This is a genomic window from Streptomyces sp. PsTaAH-137 (genome assembly GCF_003259365.1).
Classification (GTDB): domain Bacteria; phylum Actinomycetota; class Actinomycetes; order Streptomycetales; family Streptomycetaceae; genus Streptomyces.
The window spans coordinates 71117-83817 of record NZ_QLLY01000021.1; the positions used below are offsets into that span (position 1 = coordinate 71117).

The 12701-nt window shown below is 72.2% G+C and carries 15 protein-coding genes and 1 tRNA gene; 7 read left to right on the top strand and 9 right to left on the bottom strand.

Going from position 1 to position 12701, the window contains the following annotated elements:
• Positions 1–60 precede the first annotated feature (60 nt).
• The gene (locus K377_RS34550) at positions 61–1599 is read left to right on the top strand and encodes an amino acid permease (RefSeq protein ID WP_111667567.1); all 1539 of its coding nucleotides are present in this window, start codon (positions 61–63) and stop codon (positions 1597–1599) included.
• A gap of 84 nt (positions 1600–1683) precedes the next feature.
• Positions 1684–1756 (top strand) — tRNA-Lys (locus tag K377_RS34555).
• Between the two features lie 110 nt (positions 1757–1866).
• Here K377_RS34555 and K377_RS34560 read toward each other — a convergent pair.
• Positions 1867–2118, bottom strand: a complete 252-nt coding sequence (locus K377_RS34560) for a hypothetical protein (protein WP_111667568.1) — start codon at positions 2116–2118, stop codon at positions 1867–1869.
• 345 nt (positions 2119–2463) lie between these two features.
• On the opposite strand from K377_RS34560, the gene K377_RS34565 reads away from it, so the two are divergent.
• Positions 2464–3423 carry a helix-turn-helix domain-containing protein gene (locus K377_RS34565; RefSeq protein ID WP_111667569.1) on the top strand — a complete coding sequence of 320 codons (960 nt, stop codon included), beginning with the start codon at positions 2464–2466 and terminating at the stop codon, positions 3421–3423.
• 22 nt (positions 3424–3445) lie between these two features.
• On the opposite strand, the gene K377_RS34570 is transcribed toward K377_RS34565, so the two are convergent.
• Together K377_RS34570 and K377_RS34575 are read right to left on the bottom strand one after the other, a co-directional pair.
• Positions 3446–4537, bottom strand: coding sequence for a sensor histidine kinase (locus K377_RS34570; protein ID WP_111667570.1), 1092 nt, complete (start codon positions 4535–4537; stop codon positions 3446–3448).
• Positions 4534–5202, bottom strand: coding sequence for a response regulator transcription factor (locus tag K377_RS34575; protein WP_111667571.1), 669 nt, complete (start codon positions 5200–5202; stop codon positions 4534–4536). The genes K377_RS34570 and K377_RS34575 overlap by 4 nt, the downstream gene beginning before the upstream one ends.
• Positions 5203–5378: 176 nt before the next feature.
• Here K377_RS34575 and K377_RS34580 point away from each other — a divergent pair, with 176 nt between their 5' ends.
• Complete coding sequence (locus K377_RS34580) at positions 5379–6671, top strand: DUF418 domain-containing protein (RefSeq protein ID WP_111667572.1); 1293 nt, start codon at positions 5379–5381, stop codon at positions 6669–6671.
• Between the two features lie 61 nt (positions 6672–6732).
• Here K377_RS34580 and K377_RS34585 read toward each other — a convergent pair whose 3' ends face one another.
• Together K377_RS34585 and K377_RS34590 are read right to left on the bottom strand one after the other, a co-directional pair.
• Positions 6733–6984 carry a chaplin gene (locus tag K377_RS34585; RefSeq protein WP_111667573.1) on the bottom strand — a complete coding sequence of 84 codons (252 nt, stop codon included), beginning with the start codon at positions 6982–6984 and terminating at the stop codon, positions 6733–6735.
• Positions 6985–7360: 376 nt separating this feature from the next.
• Entirely contained in the window at positions 7361–8557 is a 1197-nt protein-coding gene (locus K377_RS34590; RefSeq protein WP_111667574.1) for an FAD-dependent monooxygenase, read from the bottom strand.
• Positions 8558–8712: 155 nt separating this feature from the next.
• Here K377_RS34590 and K377_RS34595 point away from each other — a divergent pair, with 155 nt between their 5' ends.
• Together K377_RS34595 and K377_RS34600 are read left to right on the top strand one after the other, a co-directional pair.
• The gene (locus K377_RS34595) at positions 8713–9102 is read left to right on the top strand and encodes a hypothetical protein (protein ID WP_146614812.1); all 390 of its coding nucleotides are present in this window, start codon (positions 8713–8715) and stop codon (positions 9100–9102) included.
• 136 nt (positions 9103–9238) lie between these two features.
• Positions 9239–9505 carry a chaplin gene (locus tag K377_RS34600; protein ID WP_111667576.1) on the top strand — a complete coding sequence of 89 codons (267 nt, stop codon included), beginning with the start codon at positions 9239–9241 and terminating at the stop codon, positions 9503–9505.
• Between the two features lie 74 nt (positions 9506–9579).
• Here K377_RS34600 and K377_RS34605 read toward each other — a convergent pair whose 3' ends face one another.
• Genes K377_RS34605 through K377_RS34615 form a run of 3 tightly spaced genes read right to left on the bottom strand, consistent with a single transcriptional unit; the run spans position 9580 to position 11414 of the window.
• Positions 9580–10449: a tyrosinase family protein gene (locus K377_RS34605; protein ID WP_111667577.1), complete on the bottom strand. Its 870-nt coding sequence runs from the start codon at positions 10447–10449 to the stop codon at positions 9580–9582.
• Positions 10450–10455: 6 nt separating this feature from the next.
• On the bottom strand, positions 10456–10860 hold the full coding sequence (locus K377_RS34610; protein WP_375605985.1) for a tyrosinase family oxidase copper chaperone: 405 nt from the start codon (positions 10858–10860) through the stop codon (positions 10456–10458).
• Between the two features lie 50 nt (positions 10861–10910).
• Complete coding sequence (locus K377_RS34615; RefSeq protein WP_111667579.1) at positions 10911–11414, bottom strand: hypothetical protein; 504 nt, start codon at positions 11412–11414, stop codon at positions 10911–10913.
• Between the two features lie 178 nt (positions 11415–11592).
• On the opposite strand from K377_RS34615, the gene K377_RS34620 reads away from it, so the two are divergent.
• A complete protein-coding gene (locus K377_RS34620; RefSeq protein ID WP_146614813.1) occupies positions 11593–11994 on the top strand; it encodes a two-component system response regulator in 402 nt (133 codons plus the stop codon).
• A gap of 22 nt (positions 11995–12016) precedes the next feature.
• Here K377_RS34620 and K377_RS34625 read toward each other — a convergent pair whose 3' ends face one another.
• The gene (locus K377_RS34625; RefSeq protein WP_161195107.1) at positions 12017–12664 is read right to left on the bottom strand and encodes a vitamin K epoxide reductase family protein; all 648 of its coding nucleotides are present in this window, start codon (positions 12662–12664) and stop codon (positions 12017–12019) included.
• Between the last annotated feature and the right edge of the window lie 37 nt (positions 12665–12701).

The window sequence follows — 12701 nt, forward strand, 5'->3', positions numbered from 1 at the left end:
CGGGCAGTTGGGCCTTGATCGGCCGCATGTCGCGCCCCCGACGAGGGAATCGCTGGGGGCATGACAAGTGATGCAGGCGACGCCGCTGACGTGAAACCGCCCTCGACACCGCCCTCGACACCGCCCCCGACACAGCCCCCGGCACCGCCCGGCTCCGACGAGGAGCGGCTCGCTCAGCTCGGGTACACGCAGGTCCTGGCCCGCCGGATGTCCGCGTTCTCGAACTACGCGGTCTCCTTCACGATCATCTCGGTGCTCTCCGGCTGCCTGACGATGTACCTGTTCGGCATGAACACCGGCGGCCCGGTGCTGATCACCTGGGGCTGGGTCGGGGTCGGGCTGATGACCCTCGTCGTCGGGCTCGCGATGGCCGAGATCTGCTCGGCGTACCCGACCTCGGCGGGGCTCTATTTCTGGGCGCACCGGCTGGCGCCGGAGAAGAGCGCCGCCGCGTGGGCCTGGTTCACCGGCTGGTTCAACGTGCTCGGGCAGGTCGCCGTGACCGCCGGCATCGACTTCGGCGCGGCGTCCTTCCTGGGCGCGTACCTCAATCTCCAGTTCGACTTCGAGGTGACGCCGGGCCGCACGATCCTGCTGTTCGCCGCGATCCTGGTCCTGCACGGCCTGCTCAACACCTTCGGCGTCCGCATCGTCGCCTTCCTGAACTCCGTCAGCGTGTGGTGGCACGTGATCGGGGTCGCGGTGATCGTGGGCGCCCTGGCCTTCGTGCCGGACCACCACCAGTCGGCGTCGTTCGTCTTCGGCGAGTTCGTGAACAACACGGGGTGGGGCAGTGGCGCGTACGTCGTGCTGATCGGCCTGCTCATGGCCCAGTACACCTTCACCGGCTACGACGCCTCCGCCCATATGACCGAGGAGACGCACGACGCGTCGACGGCGGGCCCGAAGGGCATCGTCCAGTCGATCTGGACATCCTGGATCGCCGGATTCGTCCTGCTTCTCGGCTTCACCTTCGCGATCCAGTCGTACAACGGCTCCCTCGACTCGGCGACGGGCGCGCCCCCGGCCCAGATCCTGCTCGACGCGCTCGGCGCGACCGCGGGCAAGCTGCTGCTGCTCGTCGTCATCGGGGCGCAGCTGTTCTGCGGGATGGCGTCCGTCACCGCCAACTCCCGCATGATCTACGCCTTCTCGCGCGACGGCGCCCTCCCGTTCTCCCGCGTCTGGCACACGGTCAGCCCGCGCACCCGGACCCCGGTCGCGGCGGTCTGGCTGGCGGCGGCGGGCGCGCTCGTCCTCGGCCTGCCGTACCTGATCAACGTCACCGCGTACACGGCCGTGACCTCGATCGCCGTCATCGGCCTCTACATCGCGTACGTCATCCCGACGCTGCTGCGGCTGCGCAAGGGCGAGGCGTTCGAACGCGGCCCGTGGCACCTGGGCCGCTGGTCCGGTGCGGTCGGTGTGGTGGCGGTGACCTGGGTGGCCGTGATCACCGTCCTCTTCATGCTCCCGCAGGTCTCCCCGGTGACCTGGGAGACCTTCAACTACGCACCGGTCGCGGTGCTCGTCGTGCTCGGTTTCGCGGGCGTGTGGTGGCTGGCCTCGGCCCGCCACTGGTTCCTCCGCCGCTCCTGACCCGCCCCGGAACACCGATACCCGATCGGTGTTCCGGGCCCGGCGGGCTATGCTCGGGGGTGCGTCGGCCCGCGGCCGGCGCGTGGACCCTTAGCTCAATTGGCAGAGCAGTGGACTTTTAATCCATTGGTTGTGGGTTCGAGTCCCACAGGGTCTACGGCTCGGCCCCTGGTCAGGAGGTATCCGACCAGGGGCCGCCGTCGTTCCCGGGACCCTCACGCACCCCGGCGCAGATACGCCGTCGGCTGCCGGGACGAGCGGGTTCGCCTACGCGCTCCGGACCATCTCGGCGTCCGGGCGGCGACCGCCCCCGGCCTCTTCGGCACTCGGGCCGGCCAAGCGCAGGGACATGCGCTGGGCCACCGCCAGCCCCCGCATGCCCACTGCCGTGGCCCGCACCTCCTTCGCCAGCTCGCGCTGCCTGATGGCCCGCTCACGCATCAGCCGTGCCGACTCCTGCATCTCACGGGCCCGCCGCTTCAGCCACAGGATCTCCTCGCCGAGGGACATGGAATCCATGCACTCTCTCCTCCCGCGGTCCGTTCGGCCGTGACCGCCGAACGACGACAGGGTGTGCTCCGGGGGGACCGATTCAGGAACCCCTGGCCGAGATTGTCCGTGTCGGTCACAGGTTCGGCAGCACGGTGGGCGAAGGGGTGATCGCGCAGCTCAGCGCCGACATCATCCGCGCAGCGAAGTCCGGGGCCCGGTTTCGATCGCACCGAGACCGGGACGGCCGTCCGGTCCGCTGAGTACCGTTGGCCGGTGGAAGCGAAACCCGTCGGCCGGGACGCGAGCAAGTCCCCACAGGAAGCGGAACAGCGCCGCGACCGGGCGACCTGAGTCACGGGCACGAGGACGGACATGGAGACACTCCGGTTCGACAGCGAGGACCTCGCCCTCACCGAGGACTTCCTCAGCAGGGCGTACACGAAGATGCACATCGGCGGCGCCGCCGAGCACACCAGGGCGCAGGTCTCACGGGACAGCACAGGGGCCATGAGCATCGACCGGCTCGCCTTCGACTACGACATGAGCCACGACGCCGGACGGCCGATCGGCCAGATCTGCCTGGGCAACGTGCACTCCGGCAGCATCGTCCGGCAGCACGCCGGGGGAACCGAGGGCCTCTTCGGCCCCGGGGACGTGTTCCTGTACGCCCCGCACGACCGGGGCTACAAGGGCGTCATCCAGAGCGCCGGCTACGACCTCATCCTGCTCGACCCCGCCCTGCTCGACCAGGTGGCCGCCCCGCGGCCCGGCCGCTGGCCCGTCCGGCTCACCGGTGACCGGCCCGTCTCCCCGGCCGCAGCCCGGCATCTGCGCCGGACCATCGCCCACCTGCGCGACCACGTGCTGGCCGAACCGGCCGTGCGGGACGCGCCGTTGATAGCCTCCACCGCCTCCCAGCTCCTGGCCGCGAGCGTGCTGAACGCCTTTCCCAGCAACGCGCTCCTGGATCCCACCGGCGCGGACCGCCGCGACGCCCACCCGGAGACCCTGCGCCGCGCCCTCGCCTACATCGACGACCACGCGGACCGTGACATCAGCATCACGGACATCGCGGCCGTCGCCCGGGTCTCCCCCCGCGCGTTGCAGTACGCCTTCCGGCTCCACCTGGACACCACGCCGCTCGGCCATCTGCGCCGGGTCCGGCTCGCCCACGCCCACCAGGATCTGCTGGCCGCCGACATCGGGAGCGGCGCCACCGTCACCCGGATCGCGGCCCGTTGGGGCTTCCTGCACCCCGGCCGCTTCGCCGCCGCCTACCGCCGCGCCTACGGCCGCCCCCCGATGCAGACGCTCTACCAGACCCCGCCCTGACCGGCACCCACCCGGCCCGATCTCAGTCCGCGACCCCCGTCGGCAGTTCGAGGCGCAACGCGAACCCCCCGTCCGGCGTCGGCCCCGACGTCACGCTGCCGCCCAGGAGTTCGGCCCGCTGACCCAGCCCGACGAGGCCGTGGTGGGCGCCGGGCAGACGCAGGGCCGGGCGGGTGGGCGTGGTGTTCGTGACGGTGACGCGGAGCCGGGGCCCGTGGCGCTGGATGCGGACGGTGGCGGTGGCGCCGGGCGCGTGTTTGCGTACGTTGGTGAGGGCTTCCTGGACCGTGCGGTAGACGGCGCGCTGGAGTCTCGGGGGGAGTTCGCCGGGCAGGTTGGTGACCAGCTCCGTCTCGATACCGCTGGCCCCGATCAGCTGGTGGAGGTCGGCGAGGGAGGGCTGCGGGGTGAGTTCGGTGGGGCGGCTGCCGGAGGCGCGGAGCACGCCGATCATGTGCCGCAGCTCGTCCAGGGTCTGCACGCTGAGCCGCCGGATCGTGGCACCGGCGGCCCGGGCGTCGGCGTCCCGGCTGCCCACCTGGAGCGCCCCGGCCTGCACCGCGATCAGGCTGACCTGGTGCGAGACGACGTCGTGCATCTCCCGGGCGAGCTGCGCGCGCTCCTTCGCCAGCACCGCCTGGGAGGTGAGCAGTTGCTGGTGCTCGCGGGCCTCGGTGATCTCGGCGAGGCGCAGCGACAGCTCGCGGTGGGCCTGCACGAGCTGGCCGAGGAAGACCGGGGCGGCGGCCGTGGCGAGGGTGTACGTGATGTTGACCAGGGCGTGGGTTCTGCCCAGTTCACCGGTCTCCAGGCTCGACCACGGCCAGGGCATGAAGTCGCAGACCGTGAACGCGAGGGCGCAGCACACCAGCAGGCTGCGGTGCCGGGCGAGCGAGGAGAGCGTGTAGAGCGCGGCCAGGGTGGCGAAGACCGCGTCGGTGAGCAGGGCGGTGGGCAGGGTCAGCACGAAGGCGACCAGCGGCCGGTGCCGGCGCAGGGTGAGCGCGGCCACCGCGAGCAGCGCGGCGGCGACGCGGCCCCGGTCCTCGCTGTCGACGTTGACCCAGACGTCGGCCAGGGCGACGACCACGAGCGCGGCGTCGGAGGGTTTCACCGCTCGCCCCGGCCCCGGTCGCGCCAGAGCACCCCGGCCCGCTCGGCGAGCAGCGCCGCCTGCACCCGGCTGCCGACCTCCAGCTTCTCAAGGAGGGCGCTGACGTGCCCTTTGACCGTGCCGACGCTCAGGTGCAGCCGGGTGCCGATGTCGGCGTTCGCGAGCCCCTCGGCCATCAGGACCAGGACCTCGCGCTCGCGCCCGGTCAGCCGCCCGACGAGCAGGGAGGCGGCCGGCTCGCGTCCGCCCTGGTCCAGGAAGCCGTTGACCACGGTGCGCGTCACCCGCGAGGACAGCACGGTGCCGCCGTCGGCCAGCGTGCGGATGAGATACGGGAGTTGTTCCGGATCCGTGTCCTTGAGGAGGAACCCGGCGGCGCCCGAGCGCAGCGCGGCATCGACGTACTCGTCCGCGTCGAACGTGGTCAGCATGGCCACGACGGGGGGACTGTCGAGGCGGAGCAGTTCGTCGAGGACGGTCAGCCCGTCCACGTCGGGCATCCGGATGTCCAGGAGCACGACGTCCGGCTCCCACTCTCTCGCCGCGGGCAGGGCCTGACCGCCGGACACGGCCGCCACCACCTCGACGCCCTCGGTCGCGTCGAGGATGTGCGTGAAGCCCGTACGGACCAGTGCCTCGTCGTCGACCAACAGAACCCGGATCATGCGCGCTCCACTCGCCATGGGCCGTCACCCGATGCGTACCACGCGCGCGGGCGGCCGTCTGCGGGGTCCGTGGGTACGCGGGCCGGTGGACGGCCACGATCCGGCCGGTCGGCGGGGTCGGCTCCGGCCGGTCGGCGGGTGGGACGCGACGGGTCGGCGAGCGAACCCTGGGAGCCATGACAGACGAAGGCTCTCCGGTCCCGCCGCATGCGGCGCTGCGCGAGGCGGCGGCGGTCCCCTCTCCTCTCTCCTCCGCCGCCGCCTCTCCCCGGTTCCCGACCCGGACCCCGGCAGGTCGCCTGATCGGCGTCGATCTGGCCCGTGGCCTCGCGGTGTTCGGCATGTACGCCGTCCACGTCGGACCCGACCCCTCGGTGGGCGGGCCCCTGGGCTTCCTGATGGAGGCGGCGCGCGGCCGCGCGGCCACGCTGTTCGGCGTACTCGCCGGGTTCTCGCTGATCATCATCATGGGCAGGCGCCGCCCGCGCAGGGGCCGGGCCGGCCGGCGGGCGGCGGCGCGGATCGTGATCCGCTCCGTGCTGCTCATCGCCCTCGGCTACGCCCTGACGGCACTGGACACCACCATCGAGGTGATCCTCAGTTTCTACGGACTGCTCTTCCTGCTGCTCCTGCCGCTGTACCGGTTGCGGGCGAGGACACTCGGGCTGCTCGCGGCCGCCGGAGCACTGCTCATGCCGCAGATCCTCTACGCGATCCGGGTGGCCCTCGACGAGGGATCGTGGGGAGACGCGCTCATCTCCTGGGACCCGCTGGCCCGGATCACGGACACGGACGGCTTCGTGGAGCTGCTGTTCACCGGCGAGTACCCGGTCCTCACCTGGGCGCCGTTCCTGCTCGCGGGCATGGCGGTGGCCCGCCTCGATCTGTCCCGCCCGCGGATCCGCTCCCGGCTCGCCCTGACCGGCGCGGGCCTCGCCGTCCTCGGCTACGGGGGTTCCTGGCTCGCCCTGCGCCTCGTCCCCGGCGCCTCGGGCCTCATCGCCTCGGCCACGGACGGCGGTTCGGCCTCCTCGGCCTGGTGGTCCGACGCGGTCGGCGATCCCTACGGCGCGGCGAGCACCCCGCTCAGCTGGCTCCTCGTGGCCGCGCCGCACAGCCAGACCACGTTCTGGATCGTCGGCAACACCGGTGTCGCGCTCGTGGTCCTGGCCGGCTGTCTCTTCGTCGTCGACCGGATGCCGCGCCTCACCCGGGCCGCCGCGCCCGTCGCCGCGGTCGGCACGATGGCGCTGACCGTCTATGCCCTGCACATCGTCGCGCTCTGGCTGCTGACCGACGTCTGGTACGTGCCCGCGGCCGACAGCGACTCGATGGCGGCGCTGCCGATGCTGCTGGCGTTCATCGCGGGCGCGATGCTGCTCGCCGTGCTGTGGACCGCCCGCTTCCGCCGCGGCCCCCTGGAACTCCTGCTGCACACCGCGTCGCTCCCCGCGCGCCGCCTGCGATAGGCGTGCCGTGTGCGAAAGGCGTGCCCGGGCCGAAGGGCCCGGGCACACCCGTGGGTGGTGCTTAGCCGTTCACGCAGGCGTTGCCGAACGCCGGGTTCAGCAGGCCGATCACGTTGGCCGAGTTGCCGCAGACGTTGACCGGAACGTCGATCGGGACCTGGACGACGTTCCCGGACAGCACGCCGGGGCTGTTCGCGGCGAACCCGGCGGCGGTGGCCCCGTCGGGACCGTCCTGCGCGGAGGCGACGGCAGCGGAACCCAGAACCGCGGTCCCGGCCAGGACCGTGGCGGCTGCGAATGCGCGAAGACGCATCGTTTCTCCCTAAAAGGTGAGGGGAATATGACGCGTCAATCACACCGCCGCGGGGCCCGCGGAACGGCGAATTGGGCCGACGGCGGGCGTGTCCCGCCGACGGTCAGTGCCCCCGGTGCGGTGCCTGATCCACCCGCACCCAGCCGCGCGAGGGCCGGGCGGGCCGGGCCTGCGGAGGCACGGGCACCGTCCTTCCGTGGGCCTGCCACAGCCGCACCACGGTTTCGTAGATCGGAGTGTCCGACGGAGGATTCGACATGCTTGTCGGATCGTTTCTCTGCATCTCCATGGCCTGCTCAACGAAGTGCGGCGGCCGGAAGAACGGACCGTTACCCCGGTGCAATGAAAATGACCGGAATCGGCACCGGTCCGTGCGTCAGTCCTTCTGGAGGAAGCGGGCGAGGCGCGGGCCGATCTTCCGCTTCAGCGACCGCAGCGGCCCCGCGCCGCTGACCGCCCGGTCCAGCCGGTAGTAGAGCCGGGGCGGCACGTACGGCAGCAGCGGCGAGTGGCGCTGCCCGAGCAGGGCGAACATCTCGTCCGGCGGCAGCCCGACATAGCGCGGCAGGTTCTCGTACCAGGCGGCGCTGTGCCGGGCCGCGCTCTGCAACGGCAGCAGCGCGTGCCGCCGGGTCCGCTCGTAGGCGCCGAGGGCGGCGGCGAGCGGGGCGTCGCCGCGCAGGGCGTCCGCCAGCGCCATCGCGTCCTGCATCGCCAGGGTGGTGCCCGCGCCGATGGAGTAGTGCGTGGTGTGGGCGGCGTCGCCCAGCAGGACCAGATTGCCGCGCGACCAGGTCCGGTTGGTGACCGTGCCGAACCGCTGCCACTGCGCGGGCCCGTCCACATCGGTCCGGCCGATCAGGGGGTGCCCGCGCAGCGGCTCGGCGAAGAGGTCCCCGAGCAGCTTCAGGGCGACGTCCCGCTCCAGCGCGTCGAGGCCGAGGCCGCTCCAGGTGGCGGGCGAGCACTCGACGATGAAGGTGCTGTGCTCGCCGTCGAAGCCGTAGGCGTAGGCCCAGATCCAGCCGTGGTCGCTCTCCACGAAGGCGAAGGTGAAGGACCGGAACACCTGGGTCGTGCCGAGCCAGACGAACCGGTTGTGCCCCGGCACGGTCCGGGTGCCGAAGTGCTCCGCGTGCGCGTCGCGCAGCGCGCTGCGGGCGCCGTCCCCGGCCACGACCAGATCGCCGTCGAGGTCCGGGTCGCCGGGCGCGACCGTCCGGTCGTAGGTCACCTCGACGCCCAGCGCGGACGCCCGGTCGCCCAGGATCTCCAGGAGCCGGCGGCGGCCGATCGCGAAGCCGGTGTCGCCGTGGTGGACCGTGGTCCGCCCGCCGATGTGCGCCACGCCGTCGGTCCACCGCACCGAGTGCCGCTCGATGGCGCGCGCGGACTCCGCGTCGTGCGCCGTGAGGGTGCCGAGCATGTCCGGCCAGTAGGTGACACCCCAGCCGTACGTGGCCCCTTCGGGGTTCCGTTCGTGGACGGCGACGTGCCGCCGCCGGTCCTGGAGTTTCAAAAGGATGGACAGGTACAGCGACGCGGGCCCTCCGCCGGCGCAGACCACCTTCATGCGTCCTCCTCCGCGAGTGATGAGCGGGACACCCGGGAAACGACGGCGCGCGCCTCTGGTTCCTGATCGGGGCGCGCCCCGTTCGGTCCTCCCCGCCTGCGCGCGGGTCCGGCGGCGAGCACTGTGGGAGGGGGCGACGAAAGGCGTACGCAAGGATGTTCCTCACTCGGTGCGCGGTCCCGCTCGTGGCGGCGGCCCTCGCCTGGCTCCCCGTGACGGCGGGCTCCGCGACGGCGGACACCCACGACCCGACCGCGCTGCTGACGGCGGCTCAGTGCCGGGCGCGCGGCGGCGTCCCCGCGTTCCGCGTCTTCGGCGGCGGCGATGCCTACCGGTGCGTCAAGCGGGTCGCGGGAGCCGGTCCTTCGGCCGGCGGCACGGACACCGGGTTCGCCTACGTCCGCCGCCCGCGCTTCGACCTGGACTATCTGGCGCCCGCCGAGTGCCGGGCGGGCGGCGGTGTCCCGCACTGGGCTGCCGACGGCGATGTGCGGATGTGCCGGGGCGGCGCGTACGACGGGAGGACCGTGGCGCCCGCCGTTTGAGGGACACCGGCCGCCGGATGCCTGCCCTTTTCAGGAGGTATCCCCGCAAAAGCCGTTACTGCCGAGGGGGCGCGGCCGTTGAACAGGCCGACGGCTGCGACCACGCGGCCGCACTGCCAAGCAAAAGGAGAACGTGATGTCTCGCATCGCGAAGGCAGCCGCTGTCGCCCTCGGCACGGGTGCCGTGGTGATGAGCGGCGCCGGCCTGGCCATGGCCGACGCGGGCGCCCAGGGCGCTGCCACCAACTCGCCGGGCGTCCTGTCGGGCAACCTGCTCCAGGTCCCCGTCCACGTTCCGGTCAACGCCTGCGGCAACACCGTGGACGTCATCGGTCTGCTGAACCCGGCGTTCGGCAACACCTGCGTGAACAGCGACGGTGGCGACATGGGCTACGGCGGCTGACACTCAGCAGCGTACGCGCACCGACGAGGGCCCCCGGCACCATGTGCCGGGGGCCCTCGTGCGTCCCGCGCTCGTCACACGTACCGGTACAGGCTCTTGTGTTCGAGCATGTCCCGGACCGGGGTGTTCCAGGGCTCCATGGAGTCGCCCGCGATCAGGATCTTCTTGCGCTGCGCGTCGCCGAGGCCGGGGCGCTCGGCGGGCAGGTACGGCGCCGCGTCGGGGTGCCGCTCGCGCCACCGCGACCAGCACAGGTCGACGAAGGCGTGGTGCAGCCAGAACACCGGGTCGTTGACCGAACCGGCGCCCAGCATGTGGCCGCTCACCCAGCGGTGCACCCGGTTGTGGTTGTACCAGGTGCGGTCCCCGAGCCGGCTGGGCCAGCCCTCGAACGCGTTGCGGAATCCGCTGGTCGCCATGGAGTTCCACGGAGAGGCGTCGTACGCGCTCTCCCGCATCGCCGACGCCAGCTCGTCCTTGCCCGGCAGCTCGACCGGGGCCTGCGGCCGCCCGAAGTCCCGCATCAGGAAGTCGCCGTCGGTCACGGCCACCGTGACGGTCCAGTGGCCGCGCGCCCGCGCGAACGGTCCCGTCGTCACCCGCCGGTCGCCGTCGCGGCCGTTGCCGCCGAGGAAGTCCTCGGCCCACAGCGAGGCGGCCGGCGTCCGGTCCGCCGTCCAGTCCCAGTACGGGACCGTGACGCCCGGGTCGACCTTCTGCAGGGCCCGCTCGAACTCCAGCAGGAACTTGCGGTGCCAGGGGAAGAACGACGGGGTCATGTGCGCGACCCGCAGACCGCCGTCACCGTCTCCTTGGTAGAACTCGATGTGCGTCCGCACGAAGTCGTCGTAGCGGCCGCTCTTCTTGACCGCGAGGACGGCGTCCACGAAGCGCCGCTTCTGCGCCTTGGTGAGCGTGTTCTGGTTCTGCCGGGTGTGCACCATCGGCTTTCACACCTCCCCGGTGTGGTCGCGGAGCGCCTGGCCGCCGAGCTCGGCCACGGCCCCCCTCGCCGCGGCGAGGGGAGTGGCGTACGAGTCGTAGTGGTCGACCATGCTCAGGTACGAGCCGTCGGCCCGCCGCATGAGGTGCAGGGGACGGCCGTCCACCATGACCTGCCACGCACCGCCCGCCCCGGCGGCCCGGCTCCCCGTGATCCGCCGTCCGCGGTACATCTCGTCGAACGTCTCGCCCGCCTCGGTCCGTGGGCCGGACCGCTGCGGCCGGGGACGCATCCGCAGGACGGCGGCGGTGGCGGAGAGGGCGCCCAGAAGGACCAGGCCCGCGCTGCGCCGGGTCAGTAACGCTCTCGCGCCCGGTGCCCGGCCCGTGGTCAGGGGAAGTCGGGAATTCACGGCCATGTCCTCCTGGAGGTCTGGGGGCCGGGGGACCGGCCCCTCGGGGATCAGCCCAGCGCCAGGTCCGCCCCCGGCCGGGCCTGTACGTCGGGGGTGCCGACCGCGGCCTGCGGGGCCGACACCTGGGGCAGCCCGAACCGCTCGGAGCGGGGGCCGCTCAGCGGCGGGTTCACGGAGGCTCCCGGCGTCAGGGTGTGCACGGGGGAGCCCTCGGCGCTCAGCCCGATCTGCTCGGCGGGCTCGCCGGGCAGCAGCCGAGGCACCGGCACCCCGGCCTGGGTGGCGGGCAGTTCGCTGCTCACCGGCAGCCGCGGCAGGGCGTTCTGCGGCAGGACGTGGTCCTGCGAGTACCGGGGTCCCTCGGGAGCCCCGGGGATCGGGACGGGAGCCTCGGTGCTCAGCTCCGGTACGTCCATGTGCAGCGCGTTCTCCACGCCGGCGAGGGGAATCTCGATGGGCACGTTCGCCGACGCGACGGCGGGGGTGGCCCCGGCCGCGGCGGCGAGGCAGCCGGCCAGCACGGCGATCGTTCCTCGTACCTTGATGCTCATTTCGGATGCTGTCTCTTTCCGTTCGGGATTGATGACGCATCAGGGCTAACGAACCTTCTTGCGTATCAGTGCAGAATTCCCCCGGCGGGAGCAATCGGCGGATAGTGCACCTCCCGAACCGTCGATCTGCAGGACAATCGATCTGTCGGCGAGGCGGAAAAGATCGGGGGCGCCCAAGATGAAAATTCTGCTGATCGATGAATGCGCCTGGGGCATCAGGGCGTTGGAGGCGGCCCTCGTCCCGCTGGCCGTCCCGACCGCCGGCGCGTCCTCGAACGACGCGGCGCTGAAGGCGCTGATACGGGGTGGCGTGGGCCTGGTCGTCCTGGCGCTCGGGCGCCCCGGGGCGGACCGGCTGGAGGTCGTCCGGTACATGCGGCGGCTCGGCCCGATGCGCTGCATCCCCGTCATCACCGTGTCCGAGCGCCGGTACCTGCCCGGATTCGTGACCGAGGCGGCCGAGCTGGAGGTCGCGGACGTGCTGACGACGCCGCTGGACCCGCAGGCGCTGCGGTTCAAGGCCCGCTATCTGCTCACGGTTCATGGCCGCTGCGGAACCGATCACCCGTCATGTTCCTGACTCTGTCGCGGGATCAGCCGGATCAGCTCGTCCAGAAGTCCCACCAGCGGGTCAGGATCATCATCCCGACGACGCCGATGTGCAGTGCGGGTGCCACCCAGGAGAAGTCGGCGAAGAAGCCGCGCGCGGCGGGCGGCGCGGGCAGGGCGCCGGTGGACACGGTGTGCGCGGTGACGCGCCAGAACAGCAGGATCGTGGCCACCCAGGCCAGACAGCACCACAGGCACAGCGAGTTGATGCGGTAGAGCGACTGGAACTGCAGCCACGTCACGAAGCCGACGCCGAAGGCGGACCCGGCGTGCAGGCCCAGCCAGTACCAGCGCGGGAAGCGCGCGCGGGCCAGCAGACCGGCCCCGGTGCAGACCACCATCGCGTAGGCGGCGAGCCCGAGCATCGGGTTGGGGAACCCGAACACGGCCGCCTGCGCGCTCTTCATGATGTTCCCGCAGGAGACCACCGGGTTCAGGCTGCATCCCGGGGTGAAGTCCGGGTCCTCGAGCAGCTTGAACTTGTCGAGGGTGATGACCCACGAGGCGAGCAGCCCGGCGGCCCCGGTGAGGACCAGCAGAACGCCGAGAGCGGTGTCCCGTGGACCCGGCGGCGCCGCTGTCGCGTCCGGTCCCGTCCGCGCGTGTGGAACGGTGGTTGCCTTCTGGTGGGTGGTGCTCACGCGACCCTCCTGGTGGCTGCGAACAGGGCTGATTGCG

Excerpts from the sequence above, each read along its gene's own strand:
- K377_RS34550 (WP_111667567.1), top strand. The coding sequence starts at position 61 with ATGACAAGTGATGCAGGCGACGCCGCTGACGTGAAACCGCCCTCGACA.
- K377_RS34560 (WP_111667568.1), bottom strand. The coding sequence starts at position 2,118 with ATGGATTCCATGTCCCTCGGCGAGGAGATCCTGTGGCTGAAGCGGCGG.
- K377_RS34565 (WP_111667569.1), top strand. The coding sequence starts at position 2,464 with ATGGAGACACTCCGGTTCGACAGCGAGGACCTCGCCCTCACCGAGGAC.
- K377_RS34575 (WP_111667571.1), bottom strand. The coding sequence starts at position 5,202 with ATGATCCGGGTTCTGTTGGTCGACGACGAGGCACTGGTCCGTACGGGC.
- K377_RS34580 (WP_111667572.1), top strand. The coding sequence starts at position 5,379 with ATGACAGACGAAGGCTCTCCGGTCCCGCCGCATGCGGCGCTGCGCGAG.
- K377_RS34585 (WP_111667573.1), bottom strand. The coding sequence starts at position 6,984 with ATGCGTCTTCGCGCATTCGCAGCCGCCACGGTCCTGGCCGGGACCGCG.
- K377_RS34590 (WP_111667574.1), bottom strand. The coding sequence starts at position 8,557 with ATGAAGGTGGTCTGCGCCGGCGGAGGGCCCGCGTCGCTGTACCTGTCC.
- K377_RS34595 (WP_146614812.1), top strand. The coding sequence starts at position 8,713 with ATGTTCCTCACTCGGTGCGCGGTCCCGCTCGTGGCGGCGGCCCTCGCC.
- K377_RS34600 (WP_111667576.1), top strand. The coding sequence starts at position 9,239 with ATGTCTCGCATCGCGAAGGCAGCCGCTGTCGCCCTCGGCACGGGTGCC.
- K377_RS34605 (WP_111667577.1), bottom strand. The coding sequence starts at position 10,449 with ATGGTGCACACCCGGCAGAACCAGAACACGCTCACCAAGGCGCAGAAG.
- K377_RS34615 (WP_111667579.1), bottom strand. The coding sequence starts at position 11,414 with ATGAGCATCAAGGTACGAGGAACGATCGCCGTGCTGGCCGGCTGCCTC.
- K377_RS34620 (WP_146614813.1), top strand. The coding sequence starts at position 11,593 with ATGAAAATTCTGCTGATCGATGAATGCGCCTGGGGCATCAGGGCGTTG.